Annotated in this window: 13 protein-coding genes and 1 tRNA gene; all 14 read right to left on the bottom strand. The window is 59.1% G+C overall.

Translation table 11 applies throughout. The features are described 5' to 3' along the window. Positions 1–104 (bottom strand): GTP-binding protein (locus J2T55_RS12960; protein ID WP_259057573.1); only part of this gene is annotated, 104 nt, incomplete at its 3' end. A gap of 61 nt (positions 105–165) precedes the next feature. Continuing rightward, positions 166–2,268, bottom strand: a complete 2,103-nt coding sequence (gene fusA / locus J2T55_RS12955) for an elongation factor G (protein WP_259057777.1) — start codon at positions 2,266–2,268, stop codon at positions 166–168. A 57-nt stretch (positions 2,269–2,325) separates the two neighbouring features. Beyond that, a complete protein-coding gene (rpsG, locus tag J2T55_RS12950) occupies positions 2,326–2,796 on the bottom strand; it encodes a 30S ribosomal protein S7 (RefSeq protein WP_259057776.1) in 471 nt (156 codons plus the stop codon). Positions 2,797–2,821: 25 nt separating this feature from the next. Beyond that, positions 2,822–3,196 carry a 30S ribosomal protein S12 gene (rpsL, locus tag J2T55_RS12945; RefSeq protein ID WP_259057775.1) on the bottom strand — a complete coding sequence of 125 codons (375 nt, stop codon included), beginning with the start codon at positions 3,194–3,196 and terminating at the stop codon, positions 2,822–2,824. Positions 3,197–3,566: 370 nt separating this feature from the next. After that, a complete protein-coding gene (gene rpoC, locus J2T55_RS12940) occupies positions 3,567–7,790 on the bottom strand; it encodes a DNA-directed RNA polymerase subunit beta' (protein WP_259057774.1) in 4,224 nt (1,407 codons plus the stop codon). A 93-nt stretch (positions 7,791–7,883) separates the two neighbouring features. Continuing rightward, complete coding sequence (gene rpoB, locus J2T55_RS12935; RefSeq protein ID WP_259057772.1) at positions 7,884–12,035, bottom strand: DNA-directed RNA polymerase subunit beta; 4,152 nt, start codon at positions 12,033–12,035, stop codon at positions 7,884–7,886. 148 nt (positions 12,036–12,183) lie between these two features. Continuing rightward, positions 12,184–12,567: a 50S ribosomal protein L7/L12 gene (gene rplL, locus J2T55_RS12930; protein WP_259057770.1), complete on the bottom strand. Its 384-nt coding sequence runs from the start codon at positions 12,565–12,567 to the stop codon at positions 12,184–12,186. Between the two features lie 51 nt (positions 12,568–12,618). Beyond that, positions 12,619–13,143: a 50S ribosomal protein L10 gene (gene rplJ / locus J2T55_RS12925; RefSeq protein ID WP_259057768.1), complete on the bottom strand. Its 525-nt coding sequence runs from the start codon at positions 13,141–13,143 to the stop codon at positions 12,619–12,621. A gap of 249 nt (positions 13,144–13,392) precedes the next feature. Further along, positions 13,393–14,082: a 50S ribosomal protein L1 gene (rplA, locus tag J2T55_RS12920; RefSeq protein ID WP_259057766.1), complete on the bottom strand. Its 690-nt coding sequence runs from the start codon at positions 14,080–14,082 to the stop codon at positions 13,393–13,395. 1 nt (position 14,083) lies between these two features. Beyond that, on the bottom strand, positions 14,084–14,515 hold the full coding sequence (gene rplK, locus J2T55_RS12915) for a 50S ribosomal protein L11 (protein ID WP_259057764.1): 432 nt from the start codon (positions 14,513–14,515) through the stop codon (positions 14,084–14,086). 129 nt (positions 14,516–14,644) lie between these two features. After that, on the bottom strand, positions 14,645–15,178 hold the full coding sequence (gene nusG, locus J2T55_RS12910; protein ID WP_259057762.1) for a transcription termination/antitermination protein NusG: 534 nt from the start codon (positions 15,176–15,178) through the stop codon (positions 14,645–14,647). Between the two features lie 14 nt (positions 15,179–15,192). Beyond that, positions 15,193–15,564, bottom strand: a complete 372-nt coding sequence (secE, locus tag J2T55_RS12905) for a preprotein translocase subunit SecE (protein WP_259057760.1) — start codon at positions 15,562–15,564, stop codon at positions 15,193–15,195. A gap of 63 nt (positions 15,565–15,627) precedes the next feature. Continuing rightward, positions 15,628–15,703: transfer RNA gene (locus tag J2T55_RS12900), tRNA-Trp, on the bottom strand. Positions 15,704–15,798: 95 nt separating this feature from the next. Next, a partial coding sequence (locus J2T55_RS12895; RefSeq protein WP_456085781.1) for an EF-Tu C-terminal domain-related protein occupies positions 15,799–15,878 on the bottom strand: 80 nt, incomplete at its 5' end.

Here is a 15,878-nt window from a genome sequence, read left to right as displayed (position 1 = left end):
ACCTTCGTCATCGCCGCCGTCAGCGTCGTCTTCCCATGGTCCACGTGACCAATCGTGCCGACATTGACATGCGGCTTACTGCGTTCGAATTTTTCTTTAGACACGGCTCACACCTCTTGTCGAAGTTCTATAATCGTTCGATTTTATGGGTTCGATATTTCTGAATTACTGGTTCTTCTGGATCAGGCCTTCGGCAATATTCGAAGGCACTTCACCGTATTTACTGAATTCCATCGTGTAATTGGCACGGCCCTGTGTCCCGGAGCGCAGGTCGGTGGCATAGCCGAACATCTCGGACAATGGCACTTCCGCGCGAATAATCTTGCCGGTGGGCGAGTCTTCCGAGCCCATGACCAGACCACGGCGACGATTAAGGTCACCGTTCACGGTACCGAGGTATTCCTCCGGCGTGGACACTTCTACCTTCATGACTGGTTCCAGCAGCACCGGCTTGCCCTGCTTTGCGCCTTCCTTGAAGCCCATGGAAGCAGCCACCTTGAAGGCCGTCTCGTTCGAGTCGACTTCATGATAGGAACCGTCATACAGCGTAACCTTGACGTCGACCACCGGGTAACCGGCAATGATGCCGTTCTTCATCTGTTCCTGGATGCCCTTGTCGACGGCCGGGACATAATCCTTCGGCACGACACCGCCCACGATTTCGTTGACGAACTCGTAACCGGCACCGGCTTCCTGCGGCTCGATCTTGAGAATGACGTGACCATACTGGCCGCGGCCGCCGGACTGGCGCACAAACTTGCCCTCGGCCTTCTCGACGGTCTGACGCAGGGTCTCGCGGTAGGCCACCTGCGGCTTGCCGACATTGGCCTCGACCTTGAACTCGCGCTTCAGGCGATCGACGATAATTTCCAGATGCAGCTCGCCCATCCCGGCGATGATCGTCTGACCGGACTCCTCGTCGGTGTGCACGCGGAAAGACGGGTCTTCCTGCGCCAGTTTGCCAAGCGCCATGCCCATCTTTTCCTGGTCAGCCTTGGTCTTCGGTTCCACCGCCACGGCGATAACCGGATCCGGGAACTCCATGCGTTCCAGGGTGATGATGTTGTCCTTGTCGCACAGCGTGTCGCCGGTAGTGACGTCCTTGAGGCCGACCGCAGCGGCGATTTCACCGGCGCGAACTTCCTTGATCTCCTCGCGCGAGTTGGAATGCATCTGCAGGATACGGCCAACGCGTTCCTTCTTGCCCTTGATCGGGTTGTAGATGAAATCACCGGAATTCAACACACCGGAGTAAACGCGGAAGAAGGTCAGCGAACCGACGAAAGGATCGGTGGCAATCTTGAATGCCAGCGCGGCAAACGGCTCCTCGTCATTGGCATGGCGCACCGCTTCGGTATCCTTACCGTCGTCGAGTATGCCCTTGATCGGCGGCACGTCGTTGGGCGCCGGCATGTAGTCAACGACCGCATCAAGCAGCGCCTGCACGCCCTTGTTCTTGAAGGCGGAACCGCACAGGGCCGGAATGATTTCATTGGCGATGGTACGCATCCGCAGCCCCTTCTTGATGGACTCGGCGTCAAGGTCGCCCTCGTTGAGATACTTGTCCATCAGTTCTTCCGAGGCTTCAGCTGCGGCCTCGACCATCTGTTCGTAGTACTGCTGCGCGGTTTCCTTCAGCTCTTCCGGCACATCGCGCTGCTCATAGACCATGCCCGCCGAGGCATCGTCCCAGTAGATAGCCTTCATGCGAATCAGGTCGACAATGCCCTGGAAGTTGTCTTCGGCACCGATCGGGATCTGCACCGGTACCGGGAAGGCACCCAGGCGCTCCTTGATCTGTTTGACGACACGGTAAAAATCAGCACCGGCGCGATCCATCTTGTTGACGAACGCCATGCGCGGCACGCCGTACTTGTTGGCCTGGCGCCAGACCGTCTCGGACTGCGGCTCGACACCACCGACCGCACAGAAAACCATGCAGGCGCCGTCGAGCACACGCAGGGAACGCTCAACCTCAATGGTGAAGTCGACGTGACCGGGCGTATCGATGATATTGACCCGGTGCTCCGGATACTGCTTGTCCATACCCTGCCAGAAACAGGTGGTTGCCGCCGAGGTAATGGTAATGCCGCGCTCCTGCTCCTGTTCCATCCAGTCCATGACGGCACCGCCGTCGTGCACTTCGCCCATTTTATGGGACACGCCGGTATAGAACAGAATACGCTCGGTCGTCGTGGTCTTGCCGGCATCAATATGCGCGGAAATACCAATGTTCCGATAACGTTCGAGTGGAGTCTTGCGTGGCACTGAGCTAATCCTTCGTCAATTCGTCTCTAATAAATAAATATTCAGTCGCCCTGCGCGTTACCAGCGGTAATGCGAGAACGCCTTGTTCGCTTCAGCCATGCGATGCGTGTCTTCACGCTTCTTCATGGCATTGCCACGGCTCTCTGCAGCATCCAGCAATTCACCTGCCAGACGCGCCCCCATGTTCTTTTCGCTGCGCGAACCCGAAGCATCCACGATCCAGCGCATGGCCAGCGCCATGCTGCGTTCGGGCCGTACTTCCACCGGAATCTGGTAGGTGGCACCGCCGACGCGGCGTGATTTCACTTCGACCACCGGCCGGACATTGTCCAGCGCCTGCTTGAACAGCTCGATGGGCTCGCCTTTCTGCTTGGCTTCCATGTTATCGAGCGCACCATAGACAATGCGCTCAGCCACGGATTTCTTGCCGCCTTTCATCAGCATGTTGATGAACTTGGCGATGGTGCGTTCGCCGTATTTCGGATCCGGCAGAATTTCGCGTTTGGTGGCAACTCGACGTCTGGACATGGTTCGTGATTCCTGGCTTCTTCTTTTAACCCTTAGGACGCTTGGCGCCGTACTTGGAACGACCCTGGCGACGCGCGCTGACACCCGAGGTATCGAGCGTGCCGCGCACGGTGTGATAGCGCACACCCGGCAAGTCCTTCACACGACCGCCGCGAATCAGGATCACCGAGTGTTCCTGCAGATTATGGCCCTCACCACCGATGTAAGTGGTTACTTCCATACCGTTGGTCAGGCGCACACGCGCCACTTTACGCAGCGCCGAGTTCGGCTTTTTCGGCGTGGTAGTGTAAACGCGGGTGCAAACACCGCGCTTTTGCGGGCAACTTTCCAGTGCGGGAACGTTGCTCTTGAGCCGTTGCCGTTTACGCGGCTTGCGAACCAGCTGATTAACAGTCGCCATCGATCTAAGTCCCGTTAGCAAATATTGACAGCCCTTTCCCCTCCGCACAGGCAGGCGAAAAGACCGTTCATCTAATCATTTTCTTGGAGTTGGGATTACCTAGCCGCCGAAGCCTTTTCCGAACCGGAAGTGCTTCGAGGTTATCTGCCCGTAACATTACGTCCCGGTAGCACCGGGCTCCAGCATCCGCCAAGTGCTTGATTGGCGGGTGTTTCTTTTGCTGCAAACAAAGCGACAGGCGGGAACGCTTTCACGCCTGTCAAAAGAGGCGGAATTCTAAGTGCTGGGCCGCTAACCTGTCAAGCAGACAGTTGCAAAATGAGTGAGTTAACCGGGAAAGATCACCCTCCCGGTTAACCCGATCCTGGCTCTAGCTGCCGGTTGCACCCTCGACCTGGCTGTCGGAATCGCTTTCACCGCCGTCAGCATCTTCCTCCAGCGCCGCCAGCGGCAACGCCTCGGCGGCGTCCTCTTCGGCCGCGGCCTGCTGACGCTGGATGTGATGCTGCAGGCCGGTACCGCCCGGGATCAGACGGCCGACGATGACGTTCTCCTTCAAGCCACGCAGGTCGTCGCGCTTGCCGGAGACACTCGCCTCGGTCAGCACGCGGGTAGTTTCCTGGAACGAGGCCGCCGAGATGAACGACTCGGTCGACAGCGATGCCTTGGTGATACCCAGCAGCATCGGTTCCCAGGCTGCCGGTTGCTTGCCCTCGGCTTCGACCCGGGCGTTCTCGTCCAGAACCCGGGCGCGTTCAACCTGCTCACCCTTGAGGAACTCGGTGTCGCCGGCGTCGGTGATTTCCGCCCGGCGCAGCATCTGCCGGCCGATCACCTCGATGTGCTTGTCGTTAATCTTCACGCCCTGCAGACGGTAGACTTCCTGCACCTCGTTGACGATGTACGAGGCCAGTGCCTTGACGCCCATCAGCCGCAGGATGTCGTGCGGCGTCGGCGGTCCATCGACCAGCGGCTCACCCTTCTCGACGTGCTCGCCCTCGAACACGGTGACATTACGCCACTTCGGAATCAGTTCCTCGTAGGTATTGCCGTCGCTGTCGGTAATGACGACACGCTGCTTGCCCTTGGTGTCCTTGCCCGAGCTGATGGTACCACTGATCTCGGCCAGCACCGCCGGCTCCTTCGGCTTGCGCGCCTCGAACAGGTCGGCGACTCGCGGCAGACCACCGGTAATGTCGCGGGTCTTGGCCGATTCCTGCGGCAGCCGGGCGATAACATCGCCGACATTGACCGCCGCGTTTTCCTCGACCGTAATGACCGCCTTCGGCGGCAGCATGTAATGCGCCGGAATATCGGTACCCGGGATCTTCAGCTCCTTGCCGCTGTCGTCGACCAGCTTGACCATCGGCCGCAGATCCTTGGCGCTGCTGCCGCGCTGCTTCGGATCGGTGATGACCATGGTCGTCAGGCCGGTGATCTCGTCGGTCTCGCGGTTGACGGTCACGCCCTCGACGATATCCTTGAGCTGGACCTTGCCGGCCACTTCCGTGATCACCGGATGGGTGTGCGGATCCCAGTTGGCCACAACCTGGCGGGCCTCAACCTTGTCGCCATCGGCGACCGTCAGAATGGCACCATACGGGATCTTGTAGCGTTCACGGTCGCGGCCGATATCGTCCTGCACGACCAGCTCGCCGGAACGTGAGATGACGATGTCGTTACCGGTTTCCTGGTGCAGCAGCTTGACGTTCTGCAGTCGCACGGTACCGCCATTCTTGATCTCGATGTTGCTCGAGGTCGCCGCGCGCGAAGCCGCGCCACCGATGTGGAACGTGCGCATGGTCAGCTGTGTACCCGGCTCACCGATCGACTGCGCGGCGACCACACCGACAGCCTCGCCGATATTGACCAGGTGGCCGCGACCAAGGTCTCGACCGTAGCAGGCCGAACAGATGCCGTAGCGGGTCTCGCAGGTGATCGCCGAACGCACGACCACCTCGTCGATGCCGATTTCCTCCATGCGATCGACCATCTTCTCGTCCAGCAACGTACCGGCCGGATAGGCGACTTCTTCAGTACCCGGATAGACTGCGTCCTGGGCCAGCACACGGCCGAGCACGCGCTCGCGCAATGGCTCGACCACGTCTCCGCCCTCGACCAGCGGCGTGATGGTCAGGCCCTCGCTGGTACCGCAATCCGGCTCGGTGACCACCAGGTCCTGGGACACGTCGACCAGGCGCCGGGTCAGGTAACCGGAGTTGGCCGTCTTCAGTGCGGTGTCAGCCAGACCCTTGCGCGCGCCGTGGTTGGAAATGAAGTACTGCAGCACGTCCAGGCCTTCACGGAAGTTGGCCGTAATCGGCGTCTCGATAATGGAGCCGTCGGGTTTGGCCATCAGACCGCGCATGCCGGACAGCTGGCGAATCTGCGCCGCCGAACCACGCGCGCCGGAGTCGGCCATCATGAAGATGGAATTGAACGAGGTCTGCCGGACCTCGTTGCCGTCCTTGTCCTTGACGATATCGACACCGAGCTTGTCCATCATCGACTTGGCCACCTGGTCGTTGGTGCGTGACCAGATGTCGACGACCTTGTTGTAGCGTTCGCCGTTGGTGATAAGACCCGAGGCATACTGATCCTCGAAGCCCTTCACCTGCTGCTCGGCCTTGCTGATGATCGACTGCTTGTCTTCCGGCACGACCATGTCGTCGACACCGATGGAAATGCCGGAACGGGTCGAATAGGCAAAACCCGCGTACATGATCTGGTCGGCAAATACGACCGTGGCCTTCAGACCGCACTCGCGATAGACGGTATTGATAAGCCCCGAGACCACCTTCTTGCTCAAGGTCTTGTTCATGTGGTCGAAGCTGATGCCTTCTGGCAGCAACCGCGACAGCAGTGCCCGGCCAACCGTGGTTTCGACGCGACGCATCTGTTCGTGGCGATTACCGTCATCATCGATCAGCACCTCGCGGATACGCACGGTCACCTTGGCATGCAGTGACACCACGCCGGTCTCATGGGCGCGGTGCACCTCATCGACGTCGGCAAACACCATGCCCTCGCCCGGGACATTCACCGCCTCGCGGGTCATGTAATACAGGCCCAGCACGACGTCCTGGGTCGGCACGATAATCGGCTCGCCGTTCGACGGCGCCAGCACGTTGTTGGTCGCCATCATCAGCGTCCGCGCTTCGAGCTGGGCTTCCACCGACAGCGGCACGTGAACGGCCATCTGGTCACCGTCAAAGTCGGCGTTGAACGCGGTGCAGACCAGCGGGTGCAGCTGGATGGCCTTGCCCTCGATCAGTACCGGCTCGAACGCCTGGATACCGAGACGGTGCAGGGTCGGCGCGCGGTTCAGCATCACCGGGTGTTCGCGGATCACTTCTTCGAGAATGTCCCAGACCTCGGGGCCTTCACGCTCGACCAGCTTCTTGGCCGCCTTGATCGTCGTGGCCAGGCCACGGCGTTCCAGTTTCGAGAAAATGAACGGCTTGAACAGTTCCAGCGCCATCTTCTTCGGCAGGCCGCACTGGTGCAGGCGCAGCGTCGGGCCGACGACGATGACGGAACGACCGGAGTAGTCGACGCGCTTGCCAAGCAGGTTCTGGCGGAAACGGCCCTGCTTGCCCTTGATCATGTCGGCCAGCGATTTCAGCGGCATCTTGTTGGTGCCGGTGATGGCGCGACCGCGGCGGCCGTTGTCGAGCAGCGCATCGACAGATTCCTGCAGCATGCGCTTTTCGTTGCGAATAATGATATCCGGCGCGTTCAGATCCAGCAGCCGTTTCAGGCGATTGTTGCGGTTGATGACGCGACGGTAGAGATCGTTGAGATCCGAAGTCGCGAAACGACCGCCTTCCAGCGGCACCAGCGGCCGCAGTTCCGGCGGCAGTACCGGCAACACCTTGAGGATCATCCACTCCGGCCGGTTGCCCGAGCGCTGGAATGCTTCCATCAGCTTCAGGCGTTTGGACAGCTTGCGCAGCTTGGTCTCGGAATTCGTGTTCGGAATGTCCTCACGCAGCTGGGCGACTTCGACGTCGATGTCGATGGTGCGCATCATTTCGTAGACGGCCTCGGCGCCCATGCGCGCGTCGAATTCGTCGCCGTACTGCTCGATGGCCTCGAGATACTGTTCCTCGGTCATCAGCTTGCCGCGCTCAAGTTCGGTCATGCCCGGCTCGATGACCACGTAGGCCTCGAAGTAGAGAATGCGCTCGATCTCGCGCAGGGTCATATCCAGCAACAGGCCCATGCGGCTGGGAAGCGACTTCAGGTACCAGATGTGGGCAACCGGCGAAGCCAACTCAATGTGGCCCATGCGCTCGCGCCGCACCTTGGTCAGGGTGACCTCGACGCCACACTTCTCGCAGATGACGCCGCGGTGTTTCATGCGCTTGTACTTACCGCACAGGCACTCGTAGTCCTTGATCGGGCCGAATATCTTGGCGCAGAACAGGCCGTCACGTTCGGGCTTGAACGTGCGGTAGTTGATGGTCTCCGGTTTCTTGACCTCGCCAAACGACCATGAACGGATCTTTTCCGGCGAAGCCAGCCCGATGCTGATCGCGTCGAACTCCTCCACCTCGGTCTGCTGCTTCAACAGGTTTAACAGGTCTTTCATGGTCAGTTACCTCCGGACGGCGGTTGCCCGCGCGTTACCATTCATATTCAAAACACCCTTGGCGTAGCCAGTCATCGTGACGTCGTCCAACACTCAATTCTGCTCCAGCTCGATATCGATACCGAGCGAACGGATTTCCTTGAGCAGCACATTGAACGACTCCGGCATACCGGCCTTCATGGTGTGATCGCCGTCGACAATGCTCTTGTACATCTTGGTCCGGCCGTTGACGTCGTCGGACTTGACCGTAAGCATCTCCTGCAACGTGTACGAGGCACCGTAGGCCTCCAGTGCCCAGACCTCCATCTCGCCGAAGCGCTGGCCACCAAACTGTGCCTTGCCGCCGAGCGGCTGCTGGGTCACCAGCGAGTACGGGCCGGTCGAACGCGCATGCATCTTGTCATCAACCAGATGGTTGAGCTTGAGCATGTACATGTAGCCGACGGTCACCGGTCGTTCGAACGCATCACCGGTGCGGCCGTTATACAGCGTGGTCTGGCCGGAGCGCGGCAGATCGGCGAGTTCAAGCAGATTCTTGATCTCATCCTCACTCGCACCGTCGAACACCGGCGTCGACATCGGCACACCGTCCTGCAGGTTCTTCGCCAGGTTGATGACCTCATCATCGGTCAGCGAATCCAGGTCCTCGATCTTGCCGCTGGCGTTGTAGACCTTTTCCAGGAAGGCACGCATTTCCTTGACCTGATTTTCCTTTTCGTTCTCCAGCATGGTCTGGATCTTGCGGCCCAGGCCCTTGGCGGCCCAGCCGAGGTGCGTCTCCAGTACCTGACCGATGTTCATGCGTGACGGCACACCCAGCGGGTTGAGCACCACGTCGACCGGCGTGCCGTCATTCATGAACGGCATGTCTTCAACGGCAACGATGTTGGAAATCACGCCCTTGTTACCATGCCGGCCGGCGAACTTATCGCCCGGCTGCAGACGACGCTTGACCGCCAGGTAGACCTTGACCATTTTCAGCACACCCGGTGCCATATCGTCACCGGTGGTCAGCTTCTCGCGTTTTTCTTCAAAACGCTGGTCAAATTCCTCGCGCAGTTTTTCCAGCTGGCCATGCGCCTGCTCGAGTTGTACGTTGGCGTCCTCGTTGCGCAGACGAATCTCGAACCACTTGTCACGCGGCAATTCGCCCAGATAGGCCTTGGTGATCTTGTCACCGGCGTTGATCGAACCGGGACCGCCCTCGGCGACCTTGCCAATCAGCATATTCTCGATGCGCTGATAGACACCGTCTTCCATGATGCGCAGCTGATCGTTGAGGTCCTTCTTGACCGCCTCGAGCTCCTCTTCCTCGATGCTCTGCGCACGGGCGTCCTTCTCGACACCGTCGCGGGTAAACACCTGTACGTCGATCACGGTGCCGTTGATGCCCGACGGTACGCGCAACGAGGTGTCCTTCACGTCGGAGGCCTTCTCACCGAAGATGGCCCGCAGCAGTTTTTCCTCCGGTGTCAGCTGGGTCTCGCCCTTGGGCGTGACCTTGCCGACCAGGATGTCGCCGGTATTCACCTCGGCGCCAATGTAGACAATGCCGGATTCGTCCAGCTTGCCGAGCGCGCCTTCGCTGACGTTCGGGATATCGGAGGAAATCTCTTCCGGGCCGAGCTTGGTGTCGCGGGCGACACAGGTCAGCTCCTCGATATGGATCGAGGTAAAGCGGTCTTCCTCGACCAGGCGCTCGGACAGCAGGATCGAATCCTCGAAGTTATAGCCATGCCAGGGCATGAATGCGATCAGCATGTTCTGGCCCAGGGCCAGTTCGCCAATGTCGGTACTCGGACCATCGGCCAGGACGTCGCCCTTGGCCAGCACATCGCCCGGCCGCACCAGCGGCTTGTGGTTGATGCAGGTATTCTGGTTCGAACGCGTGTACTTGGTCAGGTTATAGATGTCGACACCCGGGTCACCGGCCGGCACTTCGTCATCGTTGACACGGATGACCACGCGGCTGGCGTCGACCGAGTCGACCAGGCCACCGCGATCGGCAGTGATCGCCACGCCCGAATCGATAGCCACGGTACGCTCAATGCCGGTACCAACCAGCGGCTTTTCGGTGCGCAGCGTCGGCACGGCCTGGCGCTGCATATTCGACCCCATCAGGGCACGGTTGGCGTCGTCGTGTTCCAGGAACGGGATAAGCGCCGCCGCCACCGAGACGATCTGGCGCGGCGAGACGTCCATGTACTGCACCTTGTCCGGCGAGGACATTGTGAACTCGTTCTGGTGCCGACAGGACACCAGTTCCTCAAGCAGGTTACCGTCCTTGTCCAGGGTGGCATTCGCCTGTGCGATCACATACTCGCTTTCCTCGATCGCTGACAGGTATTCGATCTCCAGCGTTGCCTTGCCGTCGGCCACCTTGCGGTAGGGCGTCTCCAGGAAACCGTACTCGTTGGCGCGGGCATAGACGGCCAGCGAGTTGATCAGGCCGATATTTGGCCCTTCCGGCGTTTCAATCGGGCAGACGCGACCATAGTGGGTCGGATGCACGTCGCGCACCTCGAAGCCGGCGCGCTCGCGGGTCAGGCCGCCCGGGCCCAGTGCCGAAATGCGGCGCTTGTGGGTAACCTCGGACAACGGGTTGTTCTGGTCCATGAACTGCGACAACTGCGACGAACCGAAGAATTCCTTGATGACCGCGGAAACCGGTTTGGCATTGATGATTTCCTGCGGCATCAGGCCTTCCGATTCAGCCAGGCTGAGGCGCTCCTTGACGGCACGTTCAACCCGCACCAGGCCGACGCGGAACTGGTTCTCGGCCATCTCGCCGACCGAGCGCACGCGCCGGTTGCCGAGGTGGTCGATGTCGTCGACGTTGCCCTTGCCATTGCGGATACCGATCAGTACACGCATGGCGTCGATGATGTCGGAACCTTCACCGTACTGCTCGACCAGCTGCTGGGCATCCGTGTCGGGACGGCCTGCCAGATACTTGCTGTCGTACAACACACCCGGGCCTTCGACGTCCTTGCGACCGACGCGGCGGTTGAATTTCATGCGGCCGACCGCTGACAGATCATAACGATCCGGACTGAAGAACAGGTTGCGGAACAGGCTTTCGGCGGCGTCCTTGGTCGGCGGTTCACCCGGACGCATCATGCGATAGATCTCGATCATCGCCTCCAGCGGCGTAGTCGTGTTGTCGACCTTCAGCGTATCGGAGATGTACGGACCGCGATCCAGATCATTGGTGAACAGCGTCGAGATGGTCCGATCCGGACCGTTGGCGAGCTTTTCTATCAATGCCTCGGTGATCTCGGCGTTGGCTTCGGCCAGCAGCTCACCGGTCTCCTCGTCAACGATGTCGCGGGCGATGACACGACCTTCCAGGTATTCGGCCGGCACCTCGAGTTCGGTCAGTTCGGCCTGCTCCATCTCGCGGATATGGCGCGCGGTAATGCGACGATCCTTTTCGACAATCACCTTGCCGCGCTTGGTCTTGATATCGAAGGCCGCGGTTTCGCCGCGCAGCCGTTCCGGTATCAGTTCCAGATAGAACACACTCTTGCTGACACGGAAATCATTGGTGTCGAAGAACGTATCGAGGATTTCCTGGGTCGTGTAGCCCAGTGCGCGCAACAGGATCGTCGCCGGGATCTTGCGCCGGCGATCGATGCGGCAGTAGACGGCATCCTTGGGATCGAATTCGAAATCCAGCCACGAGCCACGGTAGGGAATGACGCGGGCGGAATACAGCAGCTTGCCGGACGAATGGGTCTTGCCCTTGTCGTGTTCGAAAAACACGCCCGGCGAGCGGTGCAGCTGCGACACGATCACGCGTTCGGTACCATTGATGACAAAAGTACCGGTACGCGTCATGAGCGGAAGCTCGCCCATGTAAACTTCCTGTTCCTTGATGTCCTTGACGACCTTCTCCGGACCGGAAGCTTCCTTGTCGTAAATAATCAGGCGGACCTTGACGCGCAGCGACGAGGCATAGGTCATGCCCCGCAGCTGACATTCTTTGACGTCAAAGACGGGTTTGCCGAGTTCATAGCTGACATACTCCAGCACGGCATTGCCGGAATAGCTCTCAATCGGGAATACCGACTGGAACGCCGCATGCAGACCGGACGTTGCCCGTTCCGCCATGGGCACATCCAGCTGCAGAAAGTGCTGGTAGGACTCGATCTGGGTCGCCAGCAGATACGGTACCGACAGAATGGTCGGCCGTTTGCTGAAGTCCTTGCGGATACGTTTCTTTTCGGTATAGGAATATGCCATTAGATGCCTCGCCAAAACCCTGCTATAAACCAGTGAGCGTACTGCTTAGGTCGTGCTCAAGCACGAAAAGGCCGGTGGCATACACCACCAGCCTTCGTGCCTGACACGAATTGAAACGCTTAAAATCACGCTTTAAGGTTTCAGCCAATTACTTGACTTCAACCTTGGCGCCGGCTTCTTCGAGCTGCTTCTTGATGTCTTCGACTTCGTCCTTGGAAGCACCTTCCTTGACGGTCGACGGTACACCTTCGACCATTTCCTTGGCTTCCTTCAGACCCAGACCGGTGATGGCACGGATGACCTTAATCACGCCAACCTTGTTATCACCGAAACTGCTCATGACGACATCAAACTCGGTCTGCTCTTCAGCAGCTTCACCACCTGCGGCAGCACCGCCCGCGGCAGCGGCCGGAGCAGCCATCGCAGCAGCTGAGACGCCAAACTTCTCTTCCATTGCTTCAACCAGCTCGACGACTTCAAGCACGGTCATGTTGGAAATAGTTTCCAGAATGTCTTCTTTACTAACGGCCATTGTATTGCTCCTAAATTCAGTTACAGGTCATTCATTAAACAGGTTGTAAGCTCAGGCCGCCTCTTTCTGTTCCTTAACAGCAGCAACAGTGCGGACGAGCTTGGCATGCGGTGCGGCCAGGGTACGCGCCAACTGGGAAACCGGCGCAATCATGACGGCCATCAGCTTGCTGACAGCCTCTTCATACGTCGGCAGGTTGGCCAGCGTTTCCACTGCAGAGGCATCGAGCAATTTCCCTTCCAGAGCGACCTGCTTGACCACCAGCTTGTCGTTCTTTTTCGAGAAATCGCGAATTACCCGGGCGGCTGAAGCATGGTCCTCTTGCGAGAACGCCAGCAACAGCGGTCCGACCAGACCGTCCTGCATGGAGGCATACGGGGTATCGGCCAGCGCACGCTTTGCCAGGGTGTTCCTGACGACACGCACGTAAACACCCGCTTCGCGCGCTTCCTGGCGCAGGCGGGTCATGTCGGCCACGGTCAATCCGATGTACTCTGCAGCAATCGCGGTTGGCGCCTTACTTGCCACCTCGGCGACTTCACTAACGATTACTTTCTTCTGTTCCAGAGTAAGCACTTTTATCTCCTTAAATGAGTAGACACTGGCAAGCTTCCCTACCTGCCACTGCCAGCAGGCTTAACATCACCGCAAACCGGTGACACCTACTCAACGGCGACCACGACCAGGAATGACCTGTTGTGTTACACCGTCTGCGCGAGCCGGAAAATCCATTAAGAACCCGGCTTTCCATGCCGGCTGTTCACTCGCGGTCTTTGACGTTGATTCGCTTCCCGCGAATCATCAAAGTTCCATAAAACGCTGCCGTTACAGTGACAGCGTGCTCTGATCGATCGTCACGCCCGGCCCCATGGTGGTCGAGACAGTGACTTTTTTCAGATAAATACCTTTCGCCGTACTCGGCTTGGCCTTGTTCAAATCGTTTAACAACGCTTCCAGATTTTCGCGCAGGGCATCAACCTCGAATGACACCTTGCCGATCTGGCAATGAATAATGCCGTTCTTGTCGGTGCGATAGCGCGCCTGTCCGCCCTTGGCGTTTTTCACCGCCTGGGCGACATCCTTGGTCACGGTACCCACCTTCGGGTTCGGCATCAGGCCGCGCGGCCCCAGAATCTGGCCGAGCTTGCCGACGACGCCCATGGCGTCCGGCGTAGCGATGACGACATCAAAATCCATCTCGCCACCCTTGATTGTCTCGGCCAGGTCCTCGAAGCCGACGATATCGGCGCCCGCCTCTTTGGCGGCATCGGCCTGCTCGCCCTGGGCAAACACGGCCACGCGAACGTTCTTGCCGGTACCCTGCGGCAGCACGGTTGAGCCGCGCACCATTTGATCCGACTTACGCGGGTCAACACCAAGGTTAACGCTGACGTCGACGGATTCGACAAATTTCACCGAGGCGCAGTCCTTGAGCAGTTGCAGGGCCTCGCTGACGGCGTAAGCCTTGCCCTGTTCGACCTTTTCACGGAGGCTCTTCATACGTTTACCGGCCATGTCACACCTCCTCCGTATCGAGGCCCATACTACGGGCTGTACCGGCAATGGACTTCACCGCGGCGTCGAGATCGGCCGCCGTCAGATCCGGCTGCTTGGTCTTGGCGATCTCTTCCAGCTGCTCGCGGGTGACCTTGCCGACCTTGTTGGTATTCGGTGTGCCACTGCCGGACTTGATACCGGCGGCTTTCTTCAGCAGCACGGCAGCCGGCGTGGTCTTGGTCTCGAACGTAAAGCTCTTGTCCGAGAAGACCGTGATAACAACCGGCACCGGCAGACCCTGTTCCATCTCCTGGGTCTTGGCGTTGAACGCCTTACAGAATTCCATGATGTTAAGGCCGTGCTGACCCAGCGCCGGGCCCACGGGCGGGCTCGGGTTTGCAGCGCCGGCCGGCACCTGCAACTTGATGTAGGTACTGATCTTCTTTGCCATGTTGACTCTCCTGGGTCCAAGCGCCTGTGTTCGCAGGCTCCCCTACGGTTATTAGTGAATCGTGATTGGTGAATCGTGACTGGCGCTCCGTTTCACACCATTCACGATTCACCAATCACCAGTTACTACTTACTCTTTCTCGACCTGGGAAAATTCCAGCTCGACCGGTGTCGAACGGCCAAAGATGAGCACGGCCACGCGCAGGCGGCTCTTCTCATAGTTGACCTCTTCAACAACACCGTTGAAATCGGTAAACGGTCCGTCGTTGACACGAACGACCTCGCCGGGCTCGAACAGAACTTTCGGCTTCGGCTTGTCGGAACTGTCCTCAACCCGCTGCAGGATCTGATCCGCCTCGGCATCACTGATCGGAGCGGGTTGATCCGAGGTACCACCGATGAAACCCAATACCCGCGGACACTCCTTCACCAGGTGCCAGGTCTCGTCATCCATTTCCATCTGCACGAGCACATAGCCGGGAAAGAACTTGCGCTCGCTCTTGCGCTTCTGGCCATCGCGCATCTCGACCACTTCCTCGGTCGGCACCAGAATGCGGCCAAATTTGTCTTCCAGACCATTGCGCTTGATGCGCTCCTGCAACGAGCGCATGACGTGACTTTCAAAGCCCGAGTAGGCGTGAACTACATACCAGCGTAACGACATAGTCTCGTTCAGCCTCACTGTCCGATAAGCAGGCGGATGGCCCAGCCGAGGAACATGTCCAACAGCCACATGATCAGCGCCACCACAATGACCATCAGAATCACCAGCAATGTTGTCTGCACGGTTTCCTGGCGCGACGGCCAGACGACCTTGCGGACTTCAATCTGGGCATCCTGGAAAAAGCCCCAGGTCTGACGGCCCTTATCGGTCTGGTAGGCTATGGCGCCGGCAATACCGACGACGACCAGCAGTCCCAGCGTCCGTAACAATGTTGACTGTTCCGGATACAGGTAGAACGCAACAACGCCGCCGACAATCAGCAGCAGTGCTACGGCCAGCTTGACTGTATCGAGTTTCGAAACTTCGGTTTCGACTCTGGAATTCATACTCTTATGTTGACACCTGTCCAACCCGCAGACCGCAACCGCCGGTCCTGCAGGACTTTTGTTTGGCAGGCCAGGAGGGAATCGAACCCCCAACCTGCGGTTTTGGAGACCGCCGCTCTGCCAATTGAGCTACTGGCCTATTGATTCGCTACGCTCATCGCGTATCTCGTCACTCGTGAATCGTATCTCGCGGCTACCGCCCCTTAGTGGGAGCGGACCGTAGTCCGCGATTCTTTATTCGATAATCTTGCTGACGACACCGGCGCCGACGGTACGGCCGCCCTCGCGGATCGCGAAGCGCAGGCCCTCTTCCA

This window comes from Methylohalomonas lacus, from assembly GCF_024808875.1.
Lineage (GTDB): Bacteria > Pseudomonadota > Gammaproteobacteria > Methylohalomonadales > Methylohalomonadaceae > Methylohalomonas > Methylohalomonas lacus.
The sequence above is the reverse complement of the archived record's forward strand: the minus strand, read 5'-3'. Positions and strand labels throughout refer to the sequence as shown.